Origin of the sequence: Marinobacter sediminicola, from assembly GCF_031157525.1 — a bacterium.
Lineage (GTDB): Bacteria > Pseudomonadota > Gammaproteobacteria > Pseudomonadales > Oleiphilaceae > Marinobacter > Marinobacter sediminicola.
Genome location: NZ_JAVIXR010000017.1, coordinates 17045 through 39952, shown reverse-complemented (window position 1 = coordinate 39952; position 22908 = coordinate 17045). Strand labels below are relative to the sequence as shown.

The following is a 22908-nucleotide window of genomic DNA, read 5'->3' as shown; positions in this document are numbered from 1 at the left end:
ACCGATCCACCATTAAGCAAATTCATTGTCCTACTTATAGTTACCTTGCTCAACACTTTAATACCAATGTATAGAGGCAAAACTCGGGAGGGAATAAACTCAGGTGAGGTTTTGGGGCACGGAAGATCGTGCCCCGGCAGGCGTTATTCAGGCTTGTAAAAGCGCTGGATACTTGAGAAATCGAGTGTTCCATTGCCATGTTCGGCATGGAGTGTAAACAGGTTACGGGCGAGCGAACCCATGGGAATCGCCGCCTGATTCTCTACGGCGTTATCGAAGGCCAAACCAAGATCCTTGTTCATCAGGTTAACCAAAAATCCACCTTGGTAGTCACGGGATGCGGGTGCGCCGTCCATTACGCCTGGCCATGGATTGTACACATTCAAGGCCCAGTTACCGCCAGAACTCTGCTTCATGACTTCAGAGAGAACCGCAGGGTCCAGGCCGTTTTTCACACCCAGCGCCAGCGCTTCACTGGTGCCTGCCATCAAGATGGCCAACAGCATGTTGTTGCAAATTTTCGCGACCTGGCCAGCACCATGATCGCCAGCATGGAAGATATTCTTGCCCATGGCTTCCAGAATCGGCTTTGCTTTACTAAAGGTCTCTTCATCACCACCGCAGATGAAGGTTAGAGTACCTGCTGTCGCGCCGCCTACACCACCAGAAACGGGTGCATCGAGGAATGGTATACGCTTGCGTTCGGCCTGCTCGGCTACACCGCGAGCCGTTTCTGGCGAGATGGTGGATGAGTCAATAACCAACGTTCCCTCGGGCAGAGCCGCCAATAAACCATCTTCACCCAGATACACAGCCTCTACGTGTTTGCCTGCCGGCAGCATGGTGATCACACACTCAGCGCCTTTCGCCGCATCGTGGGCTGTGTCTGCCGTTTTGGCACCTTCTGATACCAGCGCAGCTACCGCATCTTTTGACAGATCAAAAACGGTTACATCGTGCCCGGCTCGCACAAGATTGCTGGCCATGGGGCCACCCATGTTGCCCAGGCCAATAAAGGTAATCGTTGCCATAATCATCCCCTTGTTTTTGTATTCGGTTGAGTGGGCCGCCCTTGTTCGAGCGGCCTGTTAGGCTATTGTTCGAAAAAGCTGTCGATCCACTCGCTGTTCATTTCTTCCAGCGACGCGTAACGCCAGCGGGGCTGTTTGTCCTTGTCGATCAGGAGAGCACGAACACCTTCGGCAAACTCGCCATTTATAAGGCAGTTTTTGGAGAGCACGAGTTCTTTGTCGAGCACCTCGCGGAGACTGTCCAGACGACAGTTTTGCAAGTGCTGCCAACACAACGCTAGTGAGGTTGGCGAGGCGAATGCCAAGGGTTTGGTTGATTTCGCCAGCCAGCCGTCACCGCCAGCCAGTTCTTTCATCTGGGCAACCATCTTGGCCAGACTGTCGGCATCGGTTACCCGATTGATTTCATCGAGATGAGCCCGCACCTGGGATTCCGGCAAGGCATCAGCGCTTTGATTTTCATGCTGCCTGAGCACACCGCCCACTACCGCAAAAGCATCCTCCCCTTGCCAGTTGTGCGCGGCCAGATCAGCGACTACCGCAGTTTTTTCTTCGTGCTTGATAAAGCGATCGGCCAAGCCCACAAAGATGGCATCGGCTGCGTTCATGCGCCCGCCAGTCAATCCCAGAAATAGCCCGGTACGACCGGGAGCGCGATTCAGAAACCAGCCTGCCGCCACATCCGGGTAAAGCCCGATACTGGTTTCAGGCATTGCCATCATGGACGTTTCTGTTACGACCCGATGGGATGCGCCGGCCAGAATGCCGATACCACCGCCCATAGCAATGCCGTGCACCCAGCAGATAATCGGCTTGGGGTAGGTGTGGATCAAATAGTCCAGTTCATATTCTTCTGTAAAGAAGGTCTCTCCCGCGCTGGCACCACCGCCACTCTGAGGCTCGGTCATGCTCCGGTATAGCGCGACAATATCGCCGCCGGCACAAAACGCCTTGTCGCCTTCAGCTTCAATCCAGACGGCACGAACGCGATCATCCTCAGCCCAACTCTTGAGTTGTGGCGCCAGCATCCGAATCATCTCAAGGGAGAGTGCGTTCAGCGCTTTGGGCGTATTCAGCCTCGCCACCGCGATAACGGCACCGTCAGCGGTCTTCCACTCTTCGAAAACAACAGGTTGATGGCTTTTAACAGGTTGATGACTCATAAAAAATTCCTTAGACCGATATGCCTCAGGAGTTGAGAAGCTTTTAACGGTTTTTCCATTCTGGTTTGCGCTTTTCAAGGAAGGCATTGACGCCTTCTTTCTGGTCTTCGGTAGAAAACAGCTCAACAAACAGTTCACGCTCCATGCGCCAGCTGTCTGAATGGCTGCGGCCATCGCGGGAACTCATCACCAGTGTTTTGCAGCGGGCAACGGAAGACGGGCTCTGCTTGCAGGCCATTTCAGCCAATTCCAGAGCTTTTTCCAGGCCTTTCCCACTGGGTACCACTTCTTCGACCAAGCCAATCTGCAAAGCCTTGTCGGCCTTTACACGCTCACCACAGAGAATCATGCGCTTGGCCCAACCTTCACCCACAATCCAGGGCAGGTTCTGGGTGCCGCCAGCACAGGGCAGCAAGCCCACTGTCGCTTCCGGCAAAGCCATTTGAGCGTGCTCTTCGGCAATGCGGATATCACAGGCCAAGGCGCATTCCAGGCCACCACCCATGGCGTAACCGTTAATCGCGGCAATGGATACGCCACGGAACTTGGTCAACGCAGCAAAGGCCTGACCAAAGAGCTGAGCCATTTCATTAGCTCGTGCCTTATCGCCATCGGAAAAGGTTTTAAGATCGGCGCCAGCAGAGAAGAATTTCTCGCCCTGCCCGGTCAGAACCAATGCGAAAATATTCTTGTCTTCATTAAGCTCACGGACGATGTTGGTCAGTGCAGCCAAAGAATCCACTGTCCAGGTATTGGCCGGTGGGTTGTGGATGGTCAGTATTGCAATGTGTTCGCGTTTCTCGAGCTGAATCAGATCGCTCATCATCCTTCTCCTGTTATTTTTGCGATTTATTGAATGGCCTCGGCCACACCGTCATCCAACAAGCGACGGGCAATAATCAGACGCATGATTTCGTTGGTGCCTTCCAGAATCTGGTGCACACGCAGGTCGCGCAAAAAGCGCTCCAGAGGGTATTCCCGTATATAACCGTAGCCCCCGTGCAACTGGAGTGCATCATTTACCACTTCAAAGCACGCATCGGTTGCGAAACGCTTCGCCATGGCGCAGTGCAATGTAGCTTCAGAATCGCCGGCATCCAGTTTATAGGCACCAAGACGAACCATCTGCCGGGCGGCTACCAGGTTGGTTGCCATATCCGCCAGCTTGAATTGAAGCGCCTGAAACGCAGCCAGAGGCTTTCCAAACTGTTGTCGTTCGTGCATATAGTTGCGGGCTCTTAATAGAGCAGCCTGTGCACCACCCAAAGAACACGTGGCAATATTCAGGCGGCCGCCATCAAGGCCCTTCATGGCAATGGCGAACCCGTCGCCTTCTTCACCCACACGATTGGTTGCCGGAACACGCACATTTTCAAGGTTAACGGTGCGAGTAGGCTGACTGTGCCAACCCATTTTTTCTTCGTTCTTGCCGTAAGTAATGCCTTCCGCACTGGCAGGAATCACAAAGGTGGAAATACCCTTGGCGCCTGAATCCGCCGCGCCCGTGCGCGCCATCAACACCAGAATGTCTGTTTCACCGGCACCGGAGATAAACATCTTGCTACCATTGATCACATAATCATCGCCATCCCGCACAGCTTTAGTACGCAAACTGGCCGCGTCAGAACCCGCACCGGGTTCCGTCAGGCAGTAGGATGCAAGCAGCTCCCCGCTGGCCAGCTTCGGAACCAATTCCTGTTTAAGGTCATCGGGCGCGAAGCTCGCAACCATCCAGGTCGCCATATTATGAATCGTGATAAATGCGGCTGTTGAAGGGCAGGCAGCCGCCAGCTCTTCAACGATTACGGAGGTATCCAGCCGGGAAAGGCCCATGCCGCCAAGCGCCTCCGGAGTATAAATTCCCATGAAGCCCATTTCGCCGGCTTCTTTCAGAACGCTTACCGGAAAAACATGCTCGTCATCCCACTGGGCTGCGTAGGGTGCCATGGCTTTTTCAGCAAAGGCTCGAGCCGCCTCGCGGAACGCTAACTGATCTTCAGTGAGGTTAAAGTCCATCGTTTCTCTCCACGTTCTCCACGCTCTCCACTTTCACCAGGCTCAGAAGCCCTTGTTCAGGAGGGATGAAAAAGGGGTCGGAAACAAGTTCCGACCCAAACCAACCCACCTTCAAACAACTAACGCAGCTGGATAGAGAAGTTTGCTTCCGATGATGTTGCCTCACTGGAGAACCAGCGGGATGTAACGGTTTTGGTCTCAGTATAGAAGCGAACGGCCTGCTTACCGTATGCATGCTGATCACCGTAGAAAGAGCCTTTCCAGCCGGTGAATGAGAAGAACGGCAGGGGCACAGGAATGGGGATGTTCACACCCACCTGCCCCACTTCAATTTCATGCTGGAACTTGCGTGCTGCACCACCGGAGCCGGTAAAGATCGATACGCCGTTACCATAAGGACTCTTGTTAATCAGGTCGATGGCATCCTCCAGACTGCTCTCTTCCATACAGGCCAGTACAGGACCGAAGATTTCTTCGTTGTAAATGTCCATCTCGGTGGTCACACCGGTGAACAGGGTTGGGCCAACCCAGTTACCATCAGGCAGGCCATCTACTGTGCAGCCACGACCGTCCAGAAGCAGGTTCGCGCCTTGGGCTTCACCCGTGGCTATCAGCGCCTCAACACGCTCCTTGGCTTTGGGGGAAATTACCGGGCCATAGCTGGCACCGGAGTCGTTCCAGGCGCCTGGGCGCACTTTCGCCATGGCTTCTTTCAATTCAGGAATCCAGGCCTGAGCTTCACCTACGAATACTGCCACAGAGATCGCCATGCAACGCTGGCCAGCCGCACCTACAGAGGCGCCAACCAAGGCATTGAGCACCTGCTGCTTATCAGCATCGGGCATGATCACCATATGGTTCTTGGCGCCGGCAAAGCTTTGAACGCGCTTCATATTGCGAGTACCGGTTTCGTAGATATAACGGCCAACCGGCACAGAACCCACAAACGATATGGCCTTGATGGCAGGGTCGGTCAGCAGAACATCTACCTGTTCCTTACCACCGTGAACAACTTGTAGAACACCCTTTGGCGCGCCGGCTTCTTCAAACAGCTCAGCTAAGCGCATCGGAGTCAGCGGATCCTGCTCGGAAGGCTTGAGAATGAATGTGTTACCGCAGGCGATAGCAAGGGGGAACATCCAAAGTGGGATCATCGCCGGGAAGTTGAACGGCGTAATGCCTGCACATACACCCAACGGCTGAATCCAGGAATGGGTATCGACTGAACGTGCTACGTTGCCAACCGTTTCGCCCATCATCATGGAGGGAACGTTGGCCGCATGCTCAACAACCTCAATACCGCGCCACACATCACCCTTCGCATCATCAAAGGTTTTGCCAGTTTCTTGAGAAAGAATTTCAGCAATTTCGTCGTGATGCTCTTTCAGCAGGGCCTGATAACGCATCATCACACGGGCGCGCTCAGAAACCGGAACCTCTTTCCAGGTTTTAAACACCTCGCCGGCCGTATCGATCGCCTTACGCATTTCTGCATTGGTTGCGCATGGCACTCGGGCGATCACTTCGTTATTGGCCGGATTGGTTACATCAATCCATTCGTTGGTCTGGCTCTGAACAAATTCACCAGCGAGGTACAGTGGAACATTTTTCATGTCGGTATCCCTGTTTGTTGTTGTGCAAGAGGGTGGCCAAAAGCAAGATCACTTTGGCTATGCATGGATAGACCTTAGCACGCCCACCAGCACTTGGTGATTGACTAAATTTCGACCTTGATGGACTATCTTTCGATTAGCCAAACTGCAGGTAACAGTAACAATCATGATTCAAACCTCCCAGTGGCCAGTACCCAAAGACAGCATTCGCTATGTGGTGCCCGCCCCTATTATTAACCTCCTGTCGCAACACCCTCTTACCCGGGACCTCTACCCGCTGGCATTCGGCCATTACCGCCGGGCGACGGGGCACCATATGCATCGAGAGAATCATCGCGACAATCTTTTGATTTACTGTACTGAAGGCCGGGCATTCCTGAATGTGAAAGGTGTACCCTACACACTGGAGGCGGGAGATCTTCTGTTACTACCCGCTGGCGCCACCCACCGCTACACAGCAGACCCGGATAACCCCTGGACAATTCACTGGGTTCACTACACAGGGCCGCTGGCTAGCGAGTTTCACCAATACATGGGATTTGATGACTCTACACCGGTCCGCCACCTTGGGCGGCAACCCAGACTTCTGGTGGACTTCAATGGCCTTTTATCGGTTCGCCAGACAGGCTTCCGTGCACGCGGTCTGATTCATGCAGCCAATCGTCTAAGGCAATTGTTTACAGCCATTCCGATAAGTATTGATGAAACCAGCCATGAACGAAAAAACGAGCTGGATACCATCAATAACTATATGCATGAGCACCTGGATGAACGCATCACTCTGGAGCAACTAGCAGATCTTGCCGGCCTATCTCCCGCGCACTTTGCTACTCGCTACAAAGAGCAAACCGGAACCTCTCCCATTCAGCACTTCCTGCATCTGAAGGTAGAGCGCGCCTGCCAAATGCTCGACACAACAAGCCTCAGCTTTACTGATATAAGCCATCGCCTGGGTTATGACGATGCCTACTATTTCTCCCGATTATTTAAAAAAGTTATGGGGCAGTCGCCAAGGGACTACCGTCATACATCAAGACACTAACGTTGAATTAGACGCATACCGGCCAGGCACAACAGGCCAGTAACTGCTCTGCCGCCATCTACGACTTTTGTTGAAGTAACGAAACCGCTAGTCTTCGGGATAAAGACACAATAAAGAGCACTCAAAATGGCTACGCATACGTTTGAAATTGATGAAACCTTCAATGTACCCCGCAACAGAGTGTTTGCACTGTTTGCCGATCACCAAAGCTTCGGGAAACTATTGGGAGCACCCGTAAAGCGAATCAAAAACAGCGATCAGGCCGACCCTAACGGCCTTGGTTCGGTGCGCAAGGTTGGCATTGGCCCTCTCGGCCTGGAAGAAACCGTCACCAGTTTCGAACCGGACATACTGATTGAATACACCATCACCAGTATGAGCCCGATTCGCAACCACCTGGGCCGGATTCGTTTTGAGGATACGCCAGAAGGCCACACCCGCGTGCGTTATCGGATTACCTTTGAAGACCGCGTTCCCTACACAGGCAAACTGGTTAGTACAAGTCTTGAGCGAGCCATACGCCGAGGCATGAAAAAGGTTCCAAGGCTGGCCTAAGCGGTTTTATTCAAGTGAAACAAATTGTTACTTGATGGATATCAGATAATTGACCTGAAGCAATTGTTGCTATCCATCAATTTTGTACTCTCCGCGCAACTTGCAATATCCGGTGCAACCGCCGGCCTTCCTTTACTGCGGAGATCAAGATGGCAAACGAGCCGATTATCCTTTTCGATAACGGGCATCATAAGTGCCTGATGTTTGATTCTCTGGTCACCGGAGAAGGTGTCCAGTCCAACCAGTTCCTGCTAGTCGATGGCAAACACGAAGCCCTGATTGATCCGGGCGGTGACCTTACCTACACACCTCTTGCTGTCGCAGCCTCGAAATACATGAATATCAAAGACATGGACTTTGTATTTGCGTCGCATCAGGACCCGGATATCATCGGCGCCATTGACCGCTGGATCGTCCATACCAATGCTAAAATCGTGACATCGAAACTGTGGGCCAGATTCCTGCCTCACCTGGTGTCCAGTTACGTTACCAATCAGTTGAGCGGCAGTGTTTACGACCGCATCGTCAGCATTCCGGATGCAGGCGCCAACGTACGGCTTGGTGATTCCTATCTACAGTGCCTGCCTGCCCACTTCATGCACTCAGTCGGCAACCTGCAGTTTTATGATCCGGTCTCGAAAATTCTGTTCTCAGGGGATCTCGGCGCCTCTATAGGCGCAGAAGATGACCACCTGCCGGTAAAGGATTTTGACCAGCACATTCCACATATGATGGGATTTCACCGGCGCTATATCGCGTCAAACAAAGTGTGCCGGCTTTGGGCCAATATGATCCGCGATATGGACGTTGAAATGATTGTGCCTCAGCACGGAAAGCGCTTCGAAGGCGCCGCAATGATTGATCGTTTCCTGAGCTGGGTCAGCAGTGTTGAGTGCGGAATCGACCTGATGGTACAGGACAACTATCGCGCTCCTGTGGACTACGTATAAGCGTTTAAGGGGCAGGCCAGCCAAATAGGCCTGTCCCAAACTGCTATTCTTGCGTAAAATCCCACCTTTTCCCCAGCAAGTATGAGGCAGCGCAAAAAATGGGCAGAGCCTACCAGAACCGCAAGCAATCCATGGCCAAGACAGCGGAGGCCAAAACCAAGGTATACAGCAAGTACGGGCGCGAGATTTATATGAGCGCCAAATCCGGCGGTACAGACCCGGATGGCAACTTGTCGTTGCGCGGCCTTATTGAGCGTGCCAAAAAAGATCAGGTGCCCTCTCACGTTATTGAAAAGGCCATAGACAAAGCCCGCGGTGGTGCCGGGGAAGACTACTCTCCCGCTCGTTACGAAGGCTACGGCCCAGGTAACTGCATGGTAATTGTCGATTGCCTGACAGATAACCCAAACCGGACGTTTGGCGATGTTCGCCTCGCCTTCACAAAAACCAAGTGCAAAATCGGCACGCCCGGCACCGTGGCACACATGTTCGACCACAGTGCGATTTTCGTTTTCAAAGGTGAAGACGACGAAGCCGTTCTCGAAGCCTTAATGGAAGCAGATGTCGACGTTACCGACATTGAAAACGAAGAAGGCCAAATCACAGTATTTACACCGAACACGGAATACGCCAAGGCTCGCCAGGCACTGACAGAAGCCTTTGCCGATATCGACTTCGAAGTAGACGAAATTCAGTTCCTGCCGAAAACCAGTACTCCAGTGGAAGGCGATGACATTCCCATGTTCGAAAAATTCTGCGACATGCTGAACGAACTGGATGACGTGCAGAACATTTTCCACAACGCCGAACTGCCTGAAGAGTAGCCAGGAAAGTGACCCCGCAAAAACCAAGAGTGGCGATCCTGAAAACTGGCAGCACCTACCCGGCTATCGAAGAGCAATTCGGTGATTTCGACCAATGGTTTCTGCGCGGTTTGTCACCCGGTCTCGACGTTACAGTATTCAACACTGTAGCCGGCGAACTTCCTGACAACCCGGACGACTGGGACGGCGTTGTCGTAACCGGTTCTCCCGCTATGGTCAGCAATCGGGAAGCTTGGAGTGAAAGGGCCGCTCAATGGCTGATCCGCGTCGTTGAGAAAGAGATCCCACTGCTTGGCGTATGCTACGGACACCAACTTTTGGCGCACGCCCTGGGTGGTGAGGTAGGCTATCACCCGCAGGGTCGCGAAAGCGGTACCAGAAATGTCGAGCTACTCGCCAGTGCCAAAGATGACCTGCTGTTTGGCAACATGCCAAACACGTTCAGCGCACAACTCACCCATATGCAGTCAGTTTTAAGCCTGCCACCGGGTGCCGTTTTGCTTGGCCGCAACGAGTTTGAGCCACACCAGGCGTTTCGTGTTGGCAAGTGCGCCTGGGGCGTGCAATTCCATCCGGAGTTCTCCAGCACTGTTATGAGAGCGTATCTCGGTGTGCAGACACCTGATTTGGAGCGCGAGGGATTTGATCCAAGCGCCATGATCGATTCCGTTACCGATGCACCGGAAGCTTCAGGGTTGCTAGAGCGCTTTTCTACTCTTGTAAAAGAAAACCACGCTGGTTAAGACTGCACCGGGCCGCTTATGTCATTGAAGGTATTGCTCGCATTAATAATTCTGACACTGGTTGGTGTGGGCTTGTATCACTCCTACAAGCCCTTGCCTCCCGGGATCAGCCACAACGGCGACACCTATCCCCTCAACGACGCAACGCTACTGACGGATTCGACCTACCATCACAGCGATGGCTCAGAAACCCGCGACCATGAAATATTCGACGAAGTCCTGCGCCTCATCAGCCAGGCTCAATCTCTCATTCTGGTCGACATGTTTCTCTTCAATAGCAGCAGCCCAGAGGGCGTGGAGCATCGTCGTCTTTCCGAGCAGCTTACCCAGGCACTGATCAACCGGAAGGCAGAGCGGCCGAAGCTGGAAATTATTGTTATCTCAGACCCGCTGAATACCCTTTACGGTGGGGCTGTGTCGCCCTGGTTTCAGGCGCTTCGTCAGGCTGGCATTGCGGTAACAGAGACAAATTTGCGGCCACTTCGTGACAGCAACCCCACATGGTCTGCAATCTGGCGCGTTTGCTGCCAATGGTTTGGAAATAATTCTGAAGGTGGTTGGCTACCAAATGCTCTGGGAACAGCGCCTGTCACCGTTCGCAGCTACCTTGCCCTGCCCAACTTCAAAGCAAACCATCGCAAGATTCTGGTAACAGATGAAGGAGATAAACTGCGCGCCCTTATAACGTCTGCGAACCCTCACGATGGCAGCAGCCGACACAGCAACATTGCCATCAGTTTTACTGGCTCTGCGGTTACCGATGTTCTGAAAACCGAGCAAGCGGTTCTGGCAATGTCTGGCCAGCCCAACCCGATACTGGACGAACTGATTAACCAGACGGCTTCGCATCGACCACCTGACGAGAGTGCCGCCGGAACCGTTGCAATTAAAACAGAATCTGCAATTCGGGATACCGCATTAGAGATGATCACCAAGGCCGAGAGCGGCAGCCACCTGGATCTCGCCTTCTTCTATCTCTCACATCGGGAGATTGTGGCCGCCCTTCTCGATGCCCACGATCGTGGCGTTCGGTTACGGGTGCTTCTCGATGCCAATAACGAAGCGTTCGGTCATCAAAAAAGTGGCATACCCAACCGCCAAGTTGCCCTGGAACTTCACACAGCTGGAATCCCTGTTCGCTGGTGCAACACCTTTGGCGAGCAGTGTCACAGCAAACTGTTGATGCTCCGTCCATTGGTGGGTCCGACTGAAGTTCTGCTGGGTTCCGCCAACTTTACTCGGCGCAACCTTGATGATCTGAACCTGGAAACCAACGCTTGGTTAGCCGCACCAGCAGGTTCTGAAGTGGCCACCAAATCCGTTAGCTTCTTTGAAACACAGTGGCAATCGGGCCCGGGCAGCGATCCCGTACTAAGCCTGCCCTACGAGCGCTGGGCCGATGAATCGCGGCTACGCTACTGGCGTTATCGCGTGATGGAAGCCACCGGGCTATCCACGTTCTGAATTAGAGCACTCCTCACTTCACACCCTCTCCCCCCTCACACCCCAAGCACCTTCGCTCGCAAAAGTCTCCCTATACCTTTCGCTTATGCCTTTTGGTTTGGTTTTTATCTCGCGACCATCTAAGCTGCTATAGGTCAAAATCAACAAGAACAAGGAGATACCCAATGCTCAATAGAGCCGCTCGGCCAATGGTCAGCCTGGTAGATAAGTACCTGCCTGATCCCTATATTTTTGTTCTGATCCTCTCTCTTTTTGCTTTCATCGCCGCTATGGCGTTTGAAGGCCATAGCCCAATGGCTGTGGTCGAAATGTGGGGGAATGGGTTCTGGAGCCTGCTCACTTTCTCGATGCAGATGCTGCTCGTTCTGGTTACCGGGTTCATGTTGGCCAGCACGCCACTTGTTCGCGGAATTCTGAATCGGATTGCATCTCTTGCAAGCACACCCGGCCAGGCAATTGTTCTGGTTACCTTCGTGGCACTGGTCGCAAGTTGGATCAACTGGGGCTTCGGCCTGGTAGTGGGTGCCCTTTTTGCCAAAGCACTTGCACGGCAAGTAAGGGTTCACTATCCATTATTGATAGCCAGTGCCTACTCGGGCTTTATTGTTTGGCACGGCGGCCTAGCAGGTTCAATTCCGCTGGTCATCGCAACCGATGGGCATTTTACCGCTGACGTCATTGGCGTAATTGGCACCAGCGAAACCATCTTTGCTTTCTTCAACCTGGCAATCATTGTGGCGCTGTTTATTGTTGTGCCTACGGTAAACCGGCTGATGCTACCCTCAGAAGAAGAGAGCGTTTACGTTGATCCTGCGGTACTTGATGACGAGCCAGACACCCGCGTTTCCATCCTCCGCCCTGCGGACCATCTCGAAAACAGCAGAATACTGGCTTGGCTGATTGGCTTCAGTGGATTGGCATTCATTTTCCAGTATTTTATGGACGGTGGTGGCCTGAACCTGAACATCGTCAACTTCATGTTCCTGTTCCTGGCGATCATTCTTCACCAAACGCCTAAACGGCTGCTTGATAGCTTGAATGAAGCCGTTAAAGGCGGCTCAGGCATTGTTATCCAGTTTCCATTCTATGCCGGAATCATGGGAGTAATGACGGCGTCTGGGCTGGCTGCCAGCATTTCCTCAGGTTTTGTATCCATGGCCACTGCTGAGAGCCTACCGTTCTGGAGCTTCATCAGTGCAGGCCTGGTGAACATTTTTGTTCCCTCTGGTGGCGGCCAGTGGGCCGTGCAGGCACCGGTCATGCTACCGGCAGCTCAGGAGCTTGGCGCAAGCATTCCACGAGTGGCCATGGCTGTTGCCTGGGGCGATGCCTGGACCAACCTCCTGCAACCCTTCTGGGCATTGCCGGTACTGGCTATTGCAGGGCTCAAAGCGAAAGACATCATGGGATACTGCCTGATGCTGCTGATCATCACAGGCGCGATCATCGGTGTAGGTCTTACCTGGCTTTAAGGGCTTAGAACAAACCGGGGGCGCATTGCCCCCGGTTTCTATAACGACTTATAAAACATTGCCACATCCTTGCATGGCACAGTCATAGTCCACCCCATACGTTGAGCAACAACCTTCAATGTTGCCTCCCGATAGAACACAACGTGAGTGGGATCCCGCCGATAGTGCCACTTATCAAATCGATCATCGCAGGTCTGAAAGCAGGTCATCACACCTAGCCAACCCCCGGGCTTTAACAAACCATCCAGTTGGCGGAACACCTTGGCCGGGTGATGTAAATGCTCCACAACCTCAGTGCAGGTAATGAAATCGTACTGGCGGCTCAACGCAGACTCGGCCGGGTGGAAAATCGGATCGAAAAGCGCCACTTCCATACCTGCCTCTCGCATCATTTCTGCAAGCGCGGGGCCAGGACCACAGCCGAAATCCAACCCGGAAGCCCCTGGCTGAATGCGTTCAAGCATGGGCAAGGCGAGTTTCTCAAGAAAAGACCGGTAGCCCGTGTCACCCGGATCATTATCGTGCAGCTCATAAACCGCACGCTCCTCATCAGGCCCAAGCCAGCTTTTCCGGGCCATGATGGTTGCGCTGCAGCGTGGGCATCGCAGGTACTCTTTATCACCCAGCGTCTGAAATCTCATTAACTCGCCCTGCCCGCACACACTGCATATTGCGCCCGCACTGGCATCCGGCTTTTTCTCTGATATCCCAGTAGATTTTTGCAAATGCATGTCTGTTCCGCACCCTCAAACCTGACAAATGTTTCATTGTCATTTCCGGCCATGACAACTATTTCGTGACGGGCCCCAAAAATATCTTCAACCCAACGTGCCTATACTGCCCGCCGAAGAAAGCCTGCAGTAACGGATTTTCGCAAACACTAGCAATCGTAATTCATGACGATGTTAAGGGCTATTCTCGCCCCAGGGACAGGAATATGGATATTTCGAATAGTATGGCGCTTGAAGTACCGCTGATTTCTGCTCGCTATGTTCGTCGTTTCATCGAATTCATGGAGCGAAGAGGCGTGAAGCGGGCAGCCCTTCTCAACGACACCGACATAACCGAGGCCATGTTGTACGATCCGGACGCAAGCGTCAGCATGCAGCAAATAACGACAGCGCTGCAAAAAGCCGACTGGCTGATGAATGACGAACGGGCAGCATTTCAGTTCGGGCAACAGCTGGATCTCCCAAGCCATGGGCTTCTGGGATTTGCCGTACTCGGCCAAGACAACCCCCGACAACTCATCAGCATGATCGTGCAATACCTCCGGGTAGGACTTCCGCTGATGGACATGGAGCTGCACTCTACCGGATCAACCTTCCACATCCGACTGCTCGATACGTGGGGGCTTGGTGAGCTGGCACCCTGTGTAACAAAAATGTACCTGGGCAGTATTCATCGCGTATCAGCGGAGGTATGCGAGCATTTCGATATTCAATTTGCCTTTCCCTCCAATCGCGACACCCATTCATGGCAATCATTGGCGCCGGATTGCGAATTCCGTTTCGATGCACCATTCAATCAGATTTCCATGGCACTGAAGGGACAGCCTACTCAAAAGGATACAGCCAGCCTGCGATTTCTGCTGGCACGCAGCCGGAAAAGCAAGGAAGAAAAAACCGGTCTAGCTGATGAAACACTGATGCAGGTTCGAGACATGATCATGACCCAGCCCGGCCGGCCGTGCACTACCACCAATATTGCTCGGCGCCTCGACATCAGCACTCGCACGTTGCGCCAGCACCTGGCCAGTGCTGGCACATCGTTTCGTGAGGTCAGAAATGAAATTCGCGAAAACTTCGCAACTCTCTATCTGAACGACACCAACGTTCCACTGGAATCCATTGCCGAAAAGCTCGGGTTCAGCGATCAGGCAAGCTTTACCAAAGCCTACCGTGGATGGACCGGCAAAACACCCGGCGATGTTCGAAAGCAATCCCGCAAAACAACCTGATCCCTGACTAACGAGGCGTGACCGGAGCAATTTGAATCCGGTCACGGTTTCGACATTCTCTGCGCTATATCTCCGCTTTGAACAAAGACCATGCCGGGAACGGCAATGACCCACAACCACCTTCAAAGGCCTAATACTCGGGCACACTTGCGTTTAAACGCGTGGCAATAGGGTCTTTTGCATGTCCGATCGAGCAGTCCTTAGTCGGTGCAGTCTGCGCGCCCTCCTATAACAACGATGCTTTACAGAGGACGAACTCATGAAACTCAGGAACTCCACCCCCCGTGGTCGTGTAATTGCGCCCGCCCTGGCAGCGGCGGCATTAATGTCCGGCGCCGGGAGCGCTATCGCAGCCCCGGTTTCCACCAACCTCCAATTCAGCTGCCCATTCCCATTGATCGGCGAGCAGCCCATCAGTGCTGAAATCAGCGCCGATATTCCAACAAGCGCCGTCGTTGGCACTCCTTTACCCGCGTTTTCGGTAACAGCGATGACACTGGTAAACGAGGACTCCCGTACTGGTCTTAAACTGGTCGGCTCAGAAACTGTGGAAGGCACAGCAGTAAACACCAACCAGATTATTACTGCGGGTCGTACGGTCGAGCAAACCGTTACTCTGACAATTCCCCCAAGCCCCATCCCATCAACATCTGGCCCGTTCACGGTTCCTGCAAATGGCCAAGCCCCGGAATTCACCTTTACCGAGCAGGATATCGGCAATGCAGAAATACGCGTTGGCGGCCTGACATTGAATCTGGTGGCTCGCACAGCCAATGGTGACATTGCACCTGCACCGATTGGCGAAATCACGACCAACTGTACCCTGCTCGCGGGTCAGGATAACTTGCTGCAAAACGTTACCGTAGAAGGTGACGTTGTCGAAACGCCACGTATAGCAGTAAACCGCACCGACGTGGCCTTTGGTAATGTGCAGGCTGGTCTTACCAAAGATGAAACCGTTACTCTGAGCAACACTGGCAATGCTGCGCTGGGCATCAACAGCATCTCGATTGCTGGCACAAACGCCAGTGCATTCATGCAAAGCAACAGCTGCAACACCATCGCAGCCGGCGCAAGCTGTGACGTAAACCTTACCTACATTCCAGATGGCGAAGGCCCACAGAGTGCAACTCTGACCATCAACTCAACCGACGCAGACAACAGTTCTGTAGATGTTGCGCTGACTGGCCGCAGCGTTCTGGCACCAGTGCCTGAAATTGCTGTAACACCCGGGTCTGTGGACCTTGGCCGGATTCAGCTAGGCCAGAGCAAATCTGCTCAGGTCACCATTTCCAACAACGGCACTGACACTCTGCTTATCAACAGCATCAACGTTGCGGGCCCAGACGCTAGCGAGTTCCTGCAGACCAACAACTGCACCACCGTCGCTCCTTCACAGACCTGTGCTATCGATGTTGGCTTCACAGCCGCTTCAGCCGGTGTGCGCAATGCACAGTTGGTGATTTCTTCTAACGACGCTGAGAACGCAGAAGTTTCCGTATCCCTGAGCGCAGAAGGCTTTGAAGCACCTACAAATGAAATTGAGCTGTTGCTGGGCCTTTCAGGCTCCACCTACATCAATTCCTCGGACAGCAGCCTGCCTCTGACCGGCAGCATCGCAACGCTTCTGGAACTGGCAAGCGGCACGTTCGAAGCCGATCTAAACGTTGACCCTACCGTTGGTCATTTCTCAATCAAAGTTCTGTTCAGCCGTCTGAAAGCAACAGCAAATGTTGAGTTCCAGCAGTCTGAAATGACCACTGGCAGCCTGGTAAATGGCAAGTTGACCGCCAACTCTCACCTGTTCATCAAAGTACCAAAGGTTCAACTCAAGCTGTTCGGCCTGCCCATCAAAGTTGGCGGCGGCGATCAGTGCCAGTCAATCCAGCCTGTGGACATTACTTTGACCTCCAAAGATGGCTCTAACTTCTCGCCTGCAACCGGCGGCGACGTGAGCGGCGTGTACGACCTGCCACCACTGGAAAACTGTGGTCTTCTGACAAGCGTTCTTAACCAGTTCCTGACTGGTTCCGGCAACACCATCGACCTGACGTTGACTCCGGAACTGTAAGGAAAAGAGGGCTAATCAAATATAGCCCCAACAGGTCAGCCGGTATAAAAGCCGGCTGACCTACATAACAAAAGCAAAAAAAGGAATCGTTATGAAAAGCCTGAAGAAATCAGTACTGGTGCTGGCAATTTCAAGTCTGTCGTTCGCGGCACACGCGGAGTTAAAGCCACTTGAAGACACCCACATGGGTAATATCACCGGCCAGGCCGGTGTCACTATTGAGCTGGAAACCCAGGTCAATATTGGAGAATTCCGCTACACGGATGAAGGTTCACTGTCCGTAAAAGACATTTTCATTGGCGGTGCCAATCGCACCGACATGTTTGCCGAATTTACAGATCCCGGAATCCGGAATCTGCTATTTGGCCAGTCGAGCACGTTGATCGATAACATCAAGGTGGAAATTGATATTGCAGATGATGGTGATGCGCTGATCAACGTATTCCCATTGGTTGCAGCACCAATCGATTTTTCTGTGACGACTGGCGAATGGTCACTACAGGGACACACCGACTCCACCCTGTTGGCCAATAATTTCGCCATGGATGGCATCCTGACGGAGCTGAAAATTCGCATCGACACAGCAACCGACAAGATGAATGTGCAAACCATGTTTGCCATAGATGACCTGGATGTCGATATCCCGTTCCTTGCTCTTGGCATTCGTGACATGCGCGTGACTGGCGCCGACTTCGATCCAAACAACCCACTGATCACGCGCCTTGGCGCGAAAGTGGATTTGGATATCTACAACGGTACACGGGCCAACGGCAGTTCAGCTCTGGCAATTGATCTGAACACCTTTGAGGCTGACATTACCATCGGGCAAGTGCTCGTAGGCGGCACCTCGATTGGCTCTGTTGCTTTGGATAACCTCGCAATCCAGAACACAAGCATGCGGATTTACGGGCACTAAAAAAATGGCCTCCGGTTTACCGGAGGCCATCAACCACATACGCCTCAGTATCCTTGTAGCGCTTCAAAGCGTGAGAAAATGCCTCCAAAAACTCACCAGAAATATCCGAACTGAAAGCCAGGTAAACTGGGCCCCCACTGACAGATTTCCCGGAAGCCTTGATCTGATTTTCAATACCCAGCTGCTCGCCCTGTTTCCAGACAACATTCCGGTTTGCCAACATCGCATCAATCCGCCCTAGCAGCAGCATCTTCAATCCAGATTCTATAGTTGGCATACTCACTTGCTCGAAATGGGTGGCAGCCCTGACCTCAGGCGAGTACGTATAGCCGGGGGAAACGCCAACGTTCATTCCTGTCAGGGAATCCAGGCCGTCATATTCGAAACTTTTGTCCTTCAGCGTGTAGACCGCGGTTTCACTAACCAGAAGTGCCTCCTCCGGGAACTGATAAACTTTCTCTCGCTCGTCGGTTATGCCCATGCCAATAATACCGTCACGCGCACTCTCTGCCACCAGGCGCTGAGCCCTCTTCCAAGGAACAAAATCCAGTTTTATCTGATATCCCATGCTTGCAAGCACGTCTCTTGATATTTCCCATAGCACACCACTAGGCCCTTGCGGTGTATCGTTAATCAGGCCCGGCCACTCCTCCGTTACCAGGTGAAGCGTCTGCGCGGAAGCTGGCAGGGCAAGCAGCAGAGCCAGACCAGCGAAGACTTTGCAAAAACACACCCGCCACACTGGGAAAAAATAATAGGTATTATTCATTGATATCTGCGCCCTCAGGGCTGAGAAATACACTGGAAAATAATGACAGACTGAGCAATAAAGCACCAACCGATGGGCTGCGAGAGAATCAGCTGCCTGCTATGATGCCCGCTCTCAGCTTCACAACCGGACAATAAATGGCCAGCAATCATTCCACCCGCCTTAACAAATACATCAGCGAAAGCGGCATGTGTTCCCGCCGGGAAGCGGATCGTTACATTGAGCAGGGCAATGTCTACATCAATGGCAAGCGTGCCAGCGTGGGCGATCAGGTATTACCCGGCGATACGGTCAGAGTTAACGGCCAGGTGATTGAGCCGCGGGCAGAAGAAGATCTTGTGTTTATTGCTCTCAACAAACCCGTGGGTATTGTCAGCACGACCGATGACGCTGAAAGGTACAACATACAGCGTTTTGTTGGTCACAGTACGCGTATTTTCCCAATCGGCCGTCTCGACAAAGACTCGCAAGGCCTGATCTTCATGACCAGCAACGGCGATCTGGTCAACAAAATCCTTCGTGCCGGGAACAATCACGAAAAAGAGTATGTGGTAACGGTCGACAAGCCCATCACCAAGTCTTTTATCCAAGGCATGGCAGGGGGCGTGCCCATCCTCGGCACCATGACCAAAAAATGCAAAGTAGTACAAGAGAGCCGCTTTGTATTTCGCATAATATTGGTGCAAGGGCTGAATCGACAGATTCGTAGAATGAGCGAGCACTTCGGATTTGAGGTCACCCGGCTTGAGCGCGTCCGTATTATGAACGTCAATCTGAAAGGGTTGGCGGTAGGCCAATGGCGGGATCTTACGGAGAAAGAACTGGCGGGTCTGTTTGATGCCATACGTGATTCATCATCAGATGGCGCGCCAGATAAGCCTCCCACCGCCAGGAAAAAGACGACTGGTAAACCCAAGGGCTCTTCGCGCCCGCCCGCACCTGGGCCAAAAACCGGCCAGCGGGATGGTAATAAAGGCAGAAAAAAAACTGGGCCATCAAACACAAGGCCCCCAGCAGGAAAAAAACCTGTGTCGTCAAAGCGTTCCAAAGCCGGAAAACCACGGCAGCGCAGTGTTAAGCGATGACCGGTAAGCACTAAATGGCAGGTGCATCAACGAACGTTTAACCAAATCAGTGCCAAGACTGCCATTGTCAGCAAAAACCAGCGGGCATAAGAGTCTGGCTTACCGTCATCGGTTTCCGTGGCTGGAACGGCCTGCCCATTTGCCTCATATTCTGCAATCACCTGCCGGGCCGGGTAGAGATCCTCATCGCCCACATGAACATTGCTAAAGCCCGCAGCACCAATCTCGCCCATTGCACCCTGCAGATAAAGGCCACCCACATGGGTTTCAATGCCGCGGGCGTTCAGTAGTCCGGCAACGATATGCGCTTCTGTGATGTCCTTGGCCCGATAGGCTATTTGCATCGCCCTTCTCCTTCTGTGACATTTGAAGGCATCAATCGCAAAAATCTGCGATGCTTTGATACAAAGCATAGTGTGCCCGGAGCATCCGGGCCAACTCTCAGGATACGGGCCACTCATGTTCTGGATTATCGCCACTGTCGTTCTGTTTATCGTTGCAATGACCCTCCTTCTTTTTCGCATAGAGGACCTCTCCCACCTGGATAAGGAAACCTATTCAGTAAAGACAACAAGCCCCAGTGCAGAGAACCAGAATGTGCTCGAGCGGCTAAAGGAGATGCGCAAAGCTGGGTACGGGCTTCGCGGTAAAGCAAGACTCATGGCACTGCGCAAACACATGGACGGGTTAAGTGATGGCCTCCAACTCCTGTCTGAATTCCGGCGGTGCGACAGCCCCCGCGGTGAGTGGGTGATCGCGCCGGGTGCTGATACCCGGAGGCGCATTCTCTACATTCACGGTGGCGCCTGGGCAGCTGGCAGCCCCCGCAGCCACAGAGCCATTACGGATCGGCTGTCCAACATAGCCAATGCAGCCGTCTTTGCCGTGGACTATCGACTGATGCCGGAGCACCGATTTATGGATGGTGTGCGCGATTGTCGTGAAGCCTACACCTGGCTGGTTGATAACGGCCCGGAGGGTGCCAGAGAGGCATCGTTCATTCTGGTGGCGGGAGATTCCGCGGGTGGCAGCCATACACTTGGCCTGTTGGCCTGGATTCGTGACAGTGGCCTGCGCCAAGCGAACGCTGCGGTGGCCTTTTCACCGTCCACAGACCTCACACTTTCAGCGCCGAGCAACCGCAACAATATCTCTACGGACCCTATGCTTGGGCCTGTTTTCGGCGGTCTGTCGAAGATTCCAAAGCCGGTTATCTGGTGGGCAACACTGGCGGCTTTCCGAATTTCGCCTACCAGTCCTGTTGCATCGCCACTGCTGGGAAACCTTGCAGATTTGCCCCCGACACTGATCCAGGCCAGTACTTCAGAGATGCTGCTGGATAATGCTCGGCGATACGCCGCCAAGGCCAAAGCCGCAGGCTCACAAGTGAAGTTGCACACCTGGTCGGACATGGTTCACGTATGGCAGATTTTTACACCCATGCTACCGGAAGCTGAAGAGGCGTTTCTTGACGTGCAAGCTTTTATCAAACAGATCGAAGCCCCAGAACGTGCATCAGAGACAACTCACATCTGAACCTTGCCGCGCAGCGCCTTGGTTCTGCCTTTTTGCGTCTTCTTATCCACCCGTTTACGCCGGGCGGATTTTGAAGGCCGGGTAGCACGGCGCACTTTCTGTACCTTGACCGCTTCGAGTATCAGTTCTTTCAAGCGCTCAAGCGCATCGTCCTTATTCTGCTCCAGTGTACGAAACGATTGGGCCTTGATGACAACTACACCTTCCTTGCTGATGCGCTGGTCCTGCAGCGCCATAAGGCGCTCCTTATAAAACGACGGCAGCGCAGAGTTTGGCACATCAAAGCGAAGGTGTACGGCAGAAGCCACTTTATTCACATTCTGGCCACCTGGGCCTTGAGAGCGAATCTGGGTAATCTCGATTTCCCATTCCGCAATTTCAACAGCATTCGATATTTTCAACATTTCGCTAGGATACCAAATCGCGCAAACCGTAACCTGACATAGCCGGGTTAAGGTAATACAGTGACCAAACAGAATCTTTGCTCAGGACTTCCAATGGCCTACTTTGCCAAACATGCCATGGTGGTGGCTTTCGTGTCGTTTATATTGGGCGGGTGTGCCAGCAACCAACAACTGCCATCTACCGCCCCACACTCACAATATCATCCGGAAGAAGCTGCGCCCGGCTCGGTGAAAGCCGATAAACTATGGCAGGTATTCGAACGCTATCAAGGTGCGCCCTATCACTACGGCGGAACCACAGGTAGAGGGTTTGACTGCTCAGGTTTTATAACCACTGCCTATCATGAAAGCCTAGGCCAGCAATTGCCACGCTCCACCTCACTCATGCTGCGCCATGGCAAGGCGGTTTCCACTGAGGACATTGAACCGGGTGACATTGTCTTTTTCCGGATAGCCGGCAAGGACCAACACGCCGGCATTTACATGGGAGACAATCGCTTCATACATGCCTCAACATCGTCTGGGGTCATCATGTCAGATCTGGATGGCTATTATTGGCGCGACCGCCTTTCCCAGGCCCGCCGTTTCGATTAAACGGGGCACTTAGCCCTGCAAACTGCCATTCGCAGCAAGATGAATAGCAATAGTCGCCATCATCACACCAATGGCACCATCAATGATTCGCCAAGCCATTGGGCGTGACAGTATCGGTGCCATGGCGGATCCGCTCCAGGCCAACAGCCCAAACCACATAACTGAAGCGCTACTGGCCCCCGCTACAAAGGTCGTTGCATTCTGCTGCTGAGCACCTACCGCTGGAATCAACAAAAGCGTATCCAGATACACTTGGGGGTTCAGCAAGGTCACCGCCAGCGTCGTAAACAAAACGCCTTTCAAGCTACTTCGCTTTGCCTCTCCAACTTCCAGCGCTCCCCTTCCCTTGCCCGCTCTCACAAATGCCTGAACGGCAAGCCAGCCAAGGAAAGCCACCCCAAGCCAGCGCAAAATCTCCAGGGCTTCCGGCATTGCCATCAAAGCAGCACTTACGCCGAACATACCCAGGGCAAAGAGCGTTATATCTGAAACCATACACAAGCCCGCTGCCAACCAGTGGTGCTCCCGCCGTATTGCCTGGCTCAGCACATAAGCATTTTGTGCCCCGATAGCGATGATAAGGCCGCCGCAAACAATTAACCCCGTAAGGTAGCTTTCAAACACAGTTACGAACTCCACAGTTTCAGATGCCGCAAGAATACTCACATAACGCTATACTTAAAATTCATACTCGTAATAG

The 22908-nt window shown here is 53.0% G+C and carries 23 protein-coding genes; 13 read left to right on the top strand and 10 right to left on the bottom strand.

Annotation, left to right across the window (positions count from 1 at the left end; translation table 11 throughout):
* Nucleotides 1–143 precede the first annotated feature (143 nt).
* The 5 genes from mmsB to RG807_RS16805 form a co-directional block, all read right to left on the bottom strand.
* Nucleotides 144–1031, bottom strand: a complete 888-nt coding sequence (gene mmsB, locus RG807_RS16825) for a 3-hydroxyisobutyrate dehydrogenase (RefSeq protein WP_309045919.1) — start codon at nt 1029–1031, stop codon at nt 144–146.
* 62 nt (nt 1032–1093) lie between these two features.
* Complete coding sequence (locus RG807_RS16820; RefSeq protein ID WP_309045918.1) at nt 1094–2194, bottom strand: enoyl-CoA hydratase/isomerase family protein; 1101 nt, start codon at nt 2192–2194, stop codon at nt 1094–1096.
* Nucleotides 2195–2237: 43 nt separating this feature from the next.
* Entirely contained in the window at nt 2238–3017 is a 780-nt protein-coding gene (locus RG807_RS16815; protein WP_309045917.1) for an enoyl-CoA hydratase, read from the bottom strand.
* A gap of 26 nt (nt 3018–3043) precedes the next feature.
* Nucleotides 3044–4210, bottom strand: coding sequence for an acyl-CoA dehydrogenase family protein (locus tag RG807_RS16810; protein WP_309045916.1), 1167 nt, complete (start codon nt 4208–4210; stop codon nt 3044–3046).
* 119 nt (nt 4211–4329) lie between these two features.
* Nucleotides 4330–5823: a CoA-acylating methylmalonate-semialdehyde dehydrogenase gene (locus tag RG807_RS16805; RefSeq protein ID WP_309045915.1), complete on the bottom strand. Its 1494-nt coding sequence runs from the start codon at nt 5821–5823 to the stop codon at nt 4330–4332.
* A gap of 166 nt (nt 5824–5989) precedes the next feature.
* Between RG807_RS16805 and RG807_RS16800 the strand changes: the two genes are divergently transcribed.
* The 7 genes from RG807_RS16800 to RG807_RS16770 all read left to right on the top strand — a co-directional run bounded on the left by RG807_RS16800 (nt 5990) and on the right by RG807_RS16770 (nt 12873).
* Nucleotides 5990–6865: an AraC family transcriptional regulator gene (locus RG807_RS16800; RefSeq protein ID WP_309045914.1), complete on the top strand. Its 876-nt coding sequence runs from the start codon at nt 5990–5992 to the stop codon at nt 6863–6865.
* 126 nt (nt 6866–6991) lie between these two features.
* The gene (locus RG807_RS16795; protein ID WP_309045913.1) at nt 6992–7420 is read left to right on the top strand and encodes an SRPBCC family protein; all 429 of its coding nucleotides are present in this window, start codon (nt 6992–6994) and stop codon (nt 7418–7420) included.
* Between the two features lie 149 nt (nt 7421–7569).
* A complete protein-coding gene (locus RG807_RS16790; RefSeq protein WP_309045912.1) occupies nt 7570–8370 on the top strand; it encodes an oxygen-binding di-iron domain-containing protein in 801 nt (266 codons plus the stop codon).
* Between the two features lie 98 nt (nt 8371–8468).
* Nucleotides 8469–9194, top strand: coding sequence for a YebC/PmpR family DNA-binding transcriptional regulator (locus RG807_RS16785; RefSeq protein WP_298450071.1), 726 nt, complete (start codon nt 8469–8471; stop codon nt 9192–9194).
* A gap of 8 nt (nt 9195–9202) precedes the next feature.
* The gene (locus tag RG807_RS16780) at nt 9203–9937 is read left to right on the top strand and encodes a glutamine amidotransferase (protein ID WP_309045911.1); all 735 of its coding nucleotides are present in this window, start codon (nt 9203–9205) and stop codon (nt 9935–9937) included.
* A gap of 18 nt (nt 9938–9955) precedes the next feature.
* Nucleotides 9956–11401 carry a phospholipase D-like domain-containing protein gene (locus RG807_RS16775; RefSeq protein ID WP_309045910.1) on the top strand — a complete coding sequence of 482 codons (1446 nt, stop codon included), beginning with the start codon at nt 9956–9958 and terminating at the stop codon, nt 11399–11401.
* Between the two features lie 164 nt (nt 11402–11565).
* Complete coding sequence (locus RG807_RS16770; RefSeq protein WP_309045909.1) at nt 11566–12873, top strand: short-chain fatty acid transporter; 1308 nt, start codon at nt 11566–11568, stop codon at nt 12871–12873.
* Between the two features lie 38 nt (nt 12874–12911).
* Here the strand turns inward: RG807_RS16770 and RG807_RS16765 are convergent, their stop codons facing one another.
* The gene (locus tag RG807_RS16765) at nt 12912–13604 is read right to left on the bottom strand and encodes a class I SAM-dependent methyltransferase (RefSeq protein ID WP_309045908.1); all 693 of its coding nucleotides are present in this window, start codon (nt 13602–13604) and stop codon (nt 12912–12914) included.
* 206 nt (nt 13605–13810) lie between these two features.
* Between RG807_RS16765 and RG807_RS16760 the strand changes: the two genes are divergently transcribed.
* From RG807_RS16760 to RG807_RS16750, 3 genes are all read left to right on the top strand, one after another.
* Nucleotides 13811–14833 carry a helix-turn-helix domain-containing protein gene (locus RG807_RS16760; RefSeq protein ID WP_309045907.1) on the top strand — a complete coding sequence of 341 codons (1023 nt, stop codon included), beginning with the start codon at nt 13811–13813 and terminating at the stop codon, nt 14831–14833.
* A gap of 259 nt (nt 14834–15092) precedes the next feature.
* The gene (locus RG807_RS16755) at nt 15093–16904 is read left to right on the top strand and encodes a choice-of-anchor D domain-containing protein (RefSeq protein ID WP_309045906.1); all 1812 of its coding nucleotides are present in this window, start codon (nt 15093–15095) and stop codon (nt 16902–16904) included.
* Nucleotides 16905–16995: 91 nt separating this feature from the next.
* Entirely contained in the window at nt 16996–17820 is an 825-nt protein-coding gene (locus RG807_RS16750) for a DUF6160 family protein (RefSeq protein WP_298450064.1), read from the top strand.
* Between the two features lie 16 nt (nt 17821–17836).
* On the opposite strand, the gene RG807_RS16745 is transcribed toward RG807_RS16750, so the two are convergent.
* The gene (locus RG807_RS16745; protein WP_309045905.1) at nt 17837–18589 is read right to left on the bottom strand and encodes a substrate-binding periplasmic protein; all 753 of its coding nucleotides are present in this window, start codon (nt 18587–18589) and stop codon (nt 17837–17839) included.
* A gap of 137 nt (nt 18590–18726) precedes the next feature.
* Between RG807_RS16745 and rluF the strand changes: the two genes are divergently transcribed.
* Complete coding sequence (gene rluF, locus RG807_RS16740; RefSeq protein ID WP_309045904.1) at nt 18727–19674, top strand: 23S rRNA pseudouridine(2604) synthase RluF; 948 nt, start codon at nt 18727–18729, stop codon at nt 19672–19674.
* Between the two features lie 26 nt (nt 19675–19700).
* Here rluF and RG807_RS16735 read toward each other — a convergent pair whose 3' ends face one another.
* Nucleotides 19701–20018 (bottom strand): putative signal transducing protein, encoded by a 318-nt coding sequence (locus RG807_RS16735; protein ID WP_309045903.1) that lies wholly within the window; start codon nt 20016–20018, stop codon nt 19701–19703.
* Nucleotides 20019–20133: 115 nt separating this feature from the next.
* On the opposite strand from RG807_RS16735, the gene RG807_RS16730 reads away from it, so the two are divergent.
* Nucleotides 20134–21210 carry an alpha/beta hydrolase gene (locus tag RG807_RS16730; protein ID WP_309045902.1) on the top strand — a complete coding sequence of 359 codons (1077 nt, stop codon included), beginning with the start codon at nt 20134–20136 and terminating at the stop codon, nt 21208–21210.
* Here RG807_RS16730 and arfB read toward each other — a convergent pair.
* On the bottom strand, nt 21201–21614 hold the full coding sequence (arfB, locus tag RG807_RS16725; protein WP_309045901.1) for an alternative ribosome rescue aminoacyl-tRNA hydrolase ArfB: 414 nt from the start codon (nt 21612–21614) through the stop codon (nt 21201–21203). The genes RG807_RS16730 and arfB overlap by 10 nt on opposite strands.
* 93 nt (nt 21615–21707) lie before the next feature.
* On the opposite strand from arfB, the gene RG807_RS16720 reads away from it, so the two are divergent.
* Nucleotides 21708–22208 (top strand): C40 family peptidase, encoded by a 501-nt coding sequence (locus RG807_RS16720; RefSeq protein ID WP_309045900.1) that lies wholly within the window; start codon nt 21708–21710, stop codon nt 22206–22208.
* A gap of 9 nt (nt 22209–22217) precedes the next feature.
* Here the strand turns inward: RG807_RS16720 and RG807_RS16715 are convergent, their stop codons facing one another.
* Nucleotides 22218–22832: a LysE/ArgO family amino acid transporter gene (locus RG807_RS16715; protein WP_309045899.1), complete on the bottom strand. Its 615-nt coding sequence runs from the start codon at nt 22830–22832 to the stop codon at nt 22218–22220.
* Between the last annotated feature and the right edge of the window lie 76 nt (nt 22833–22908).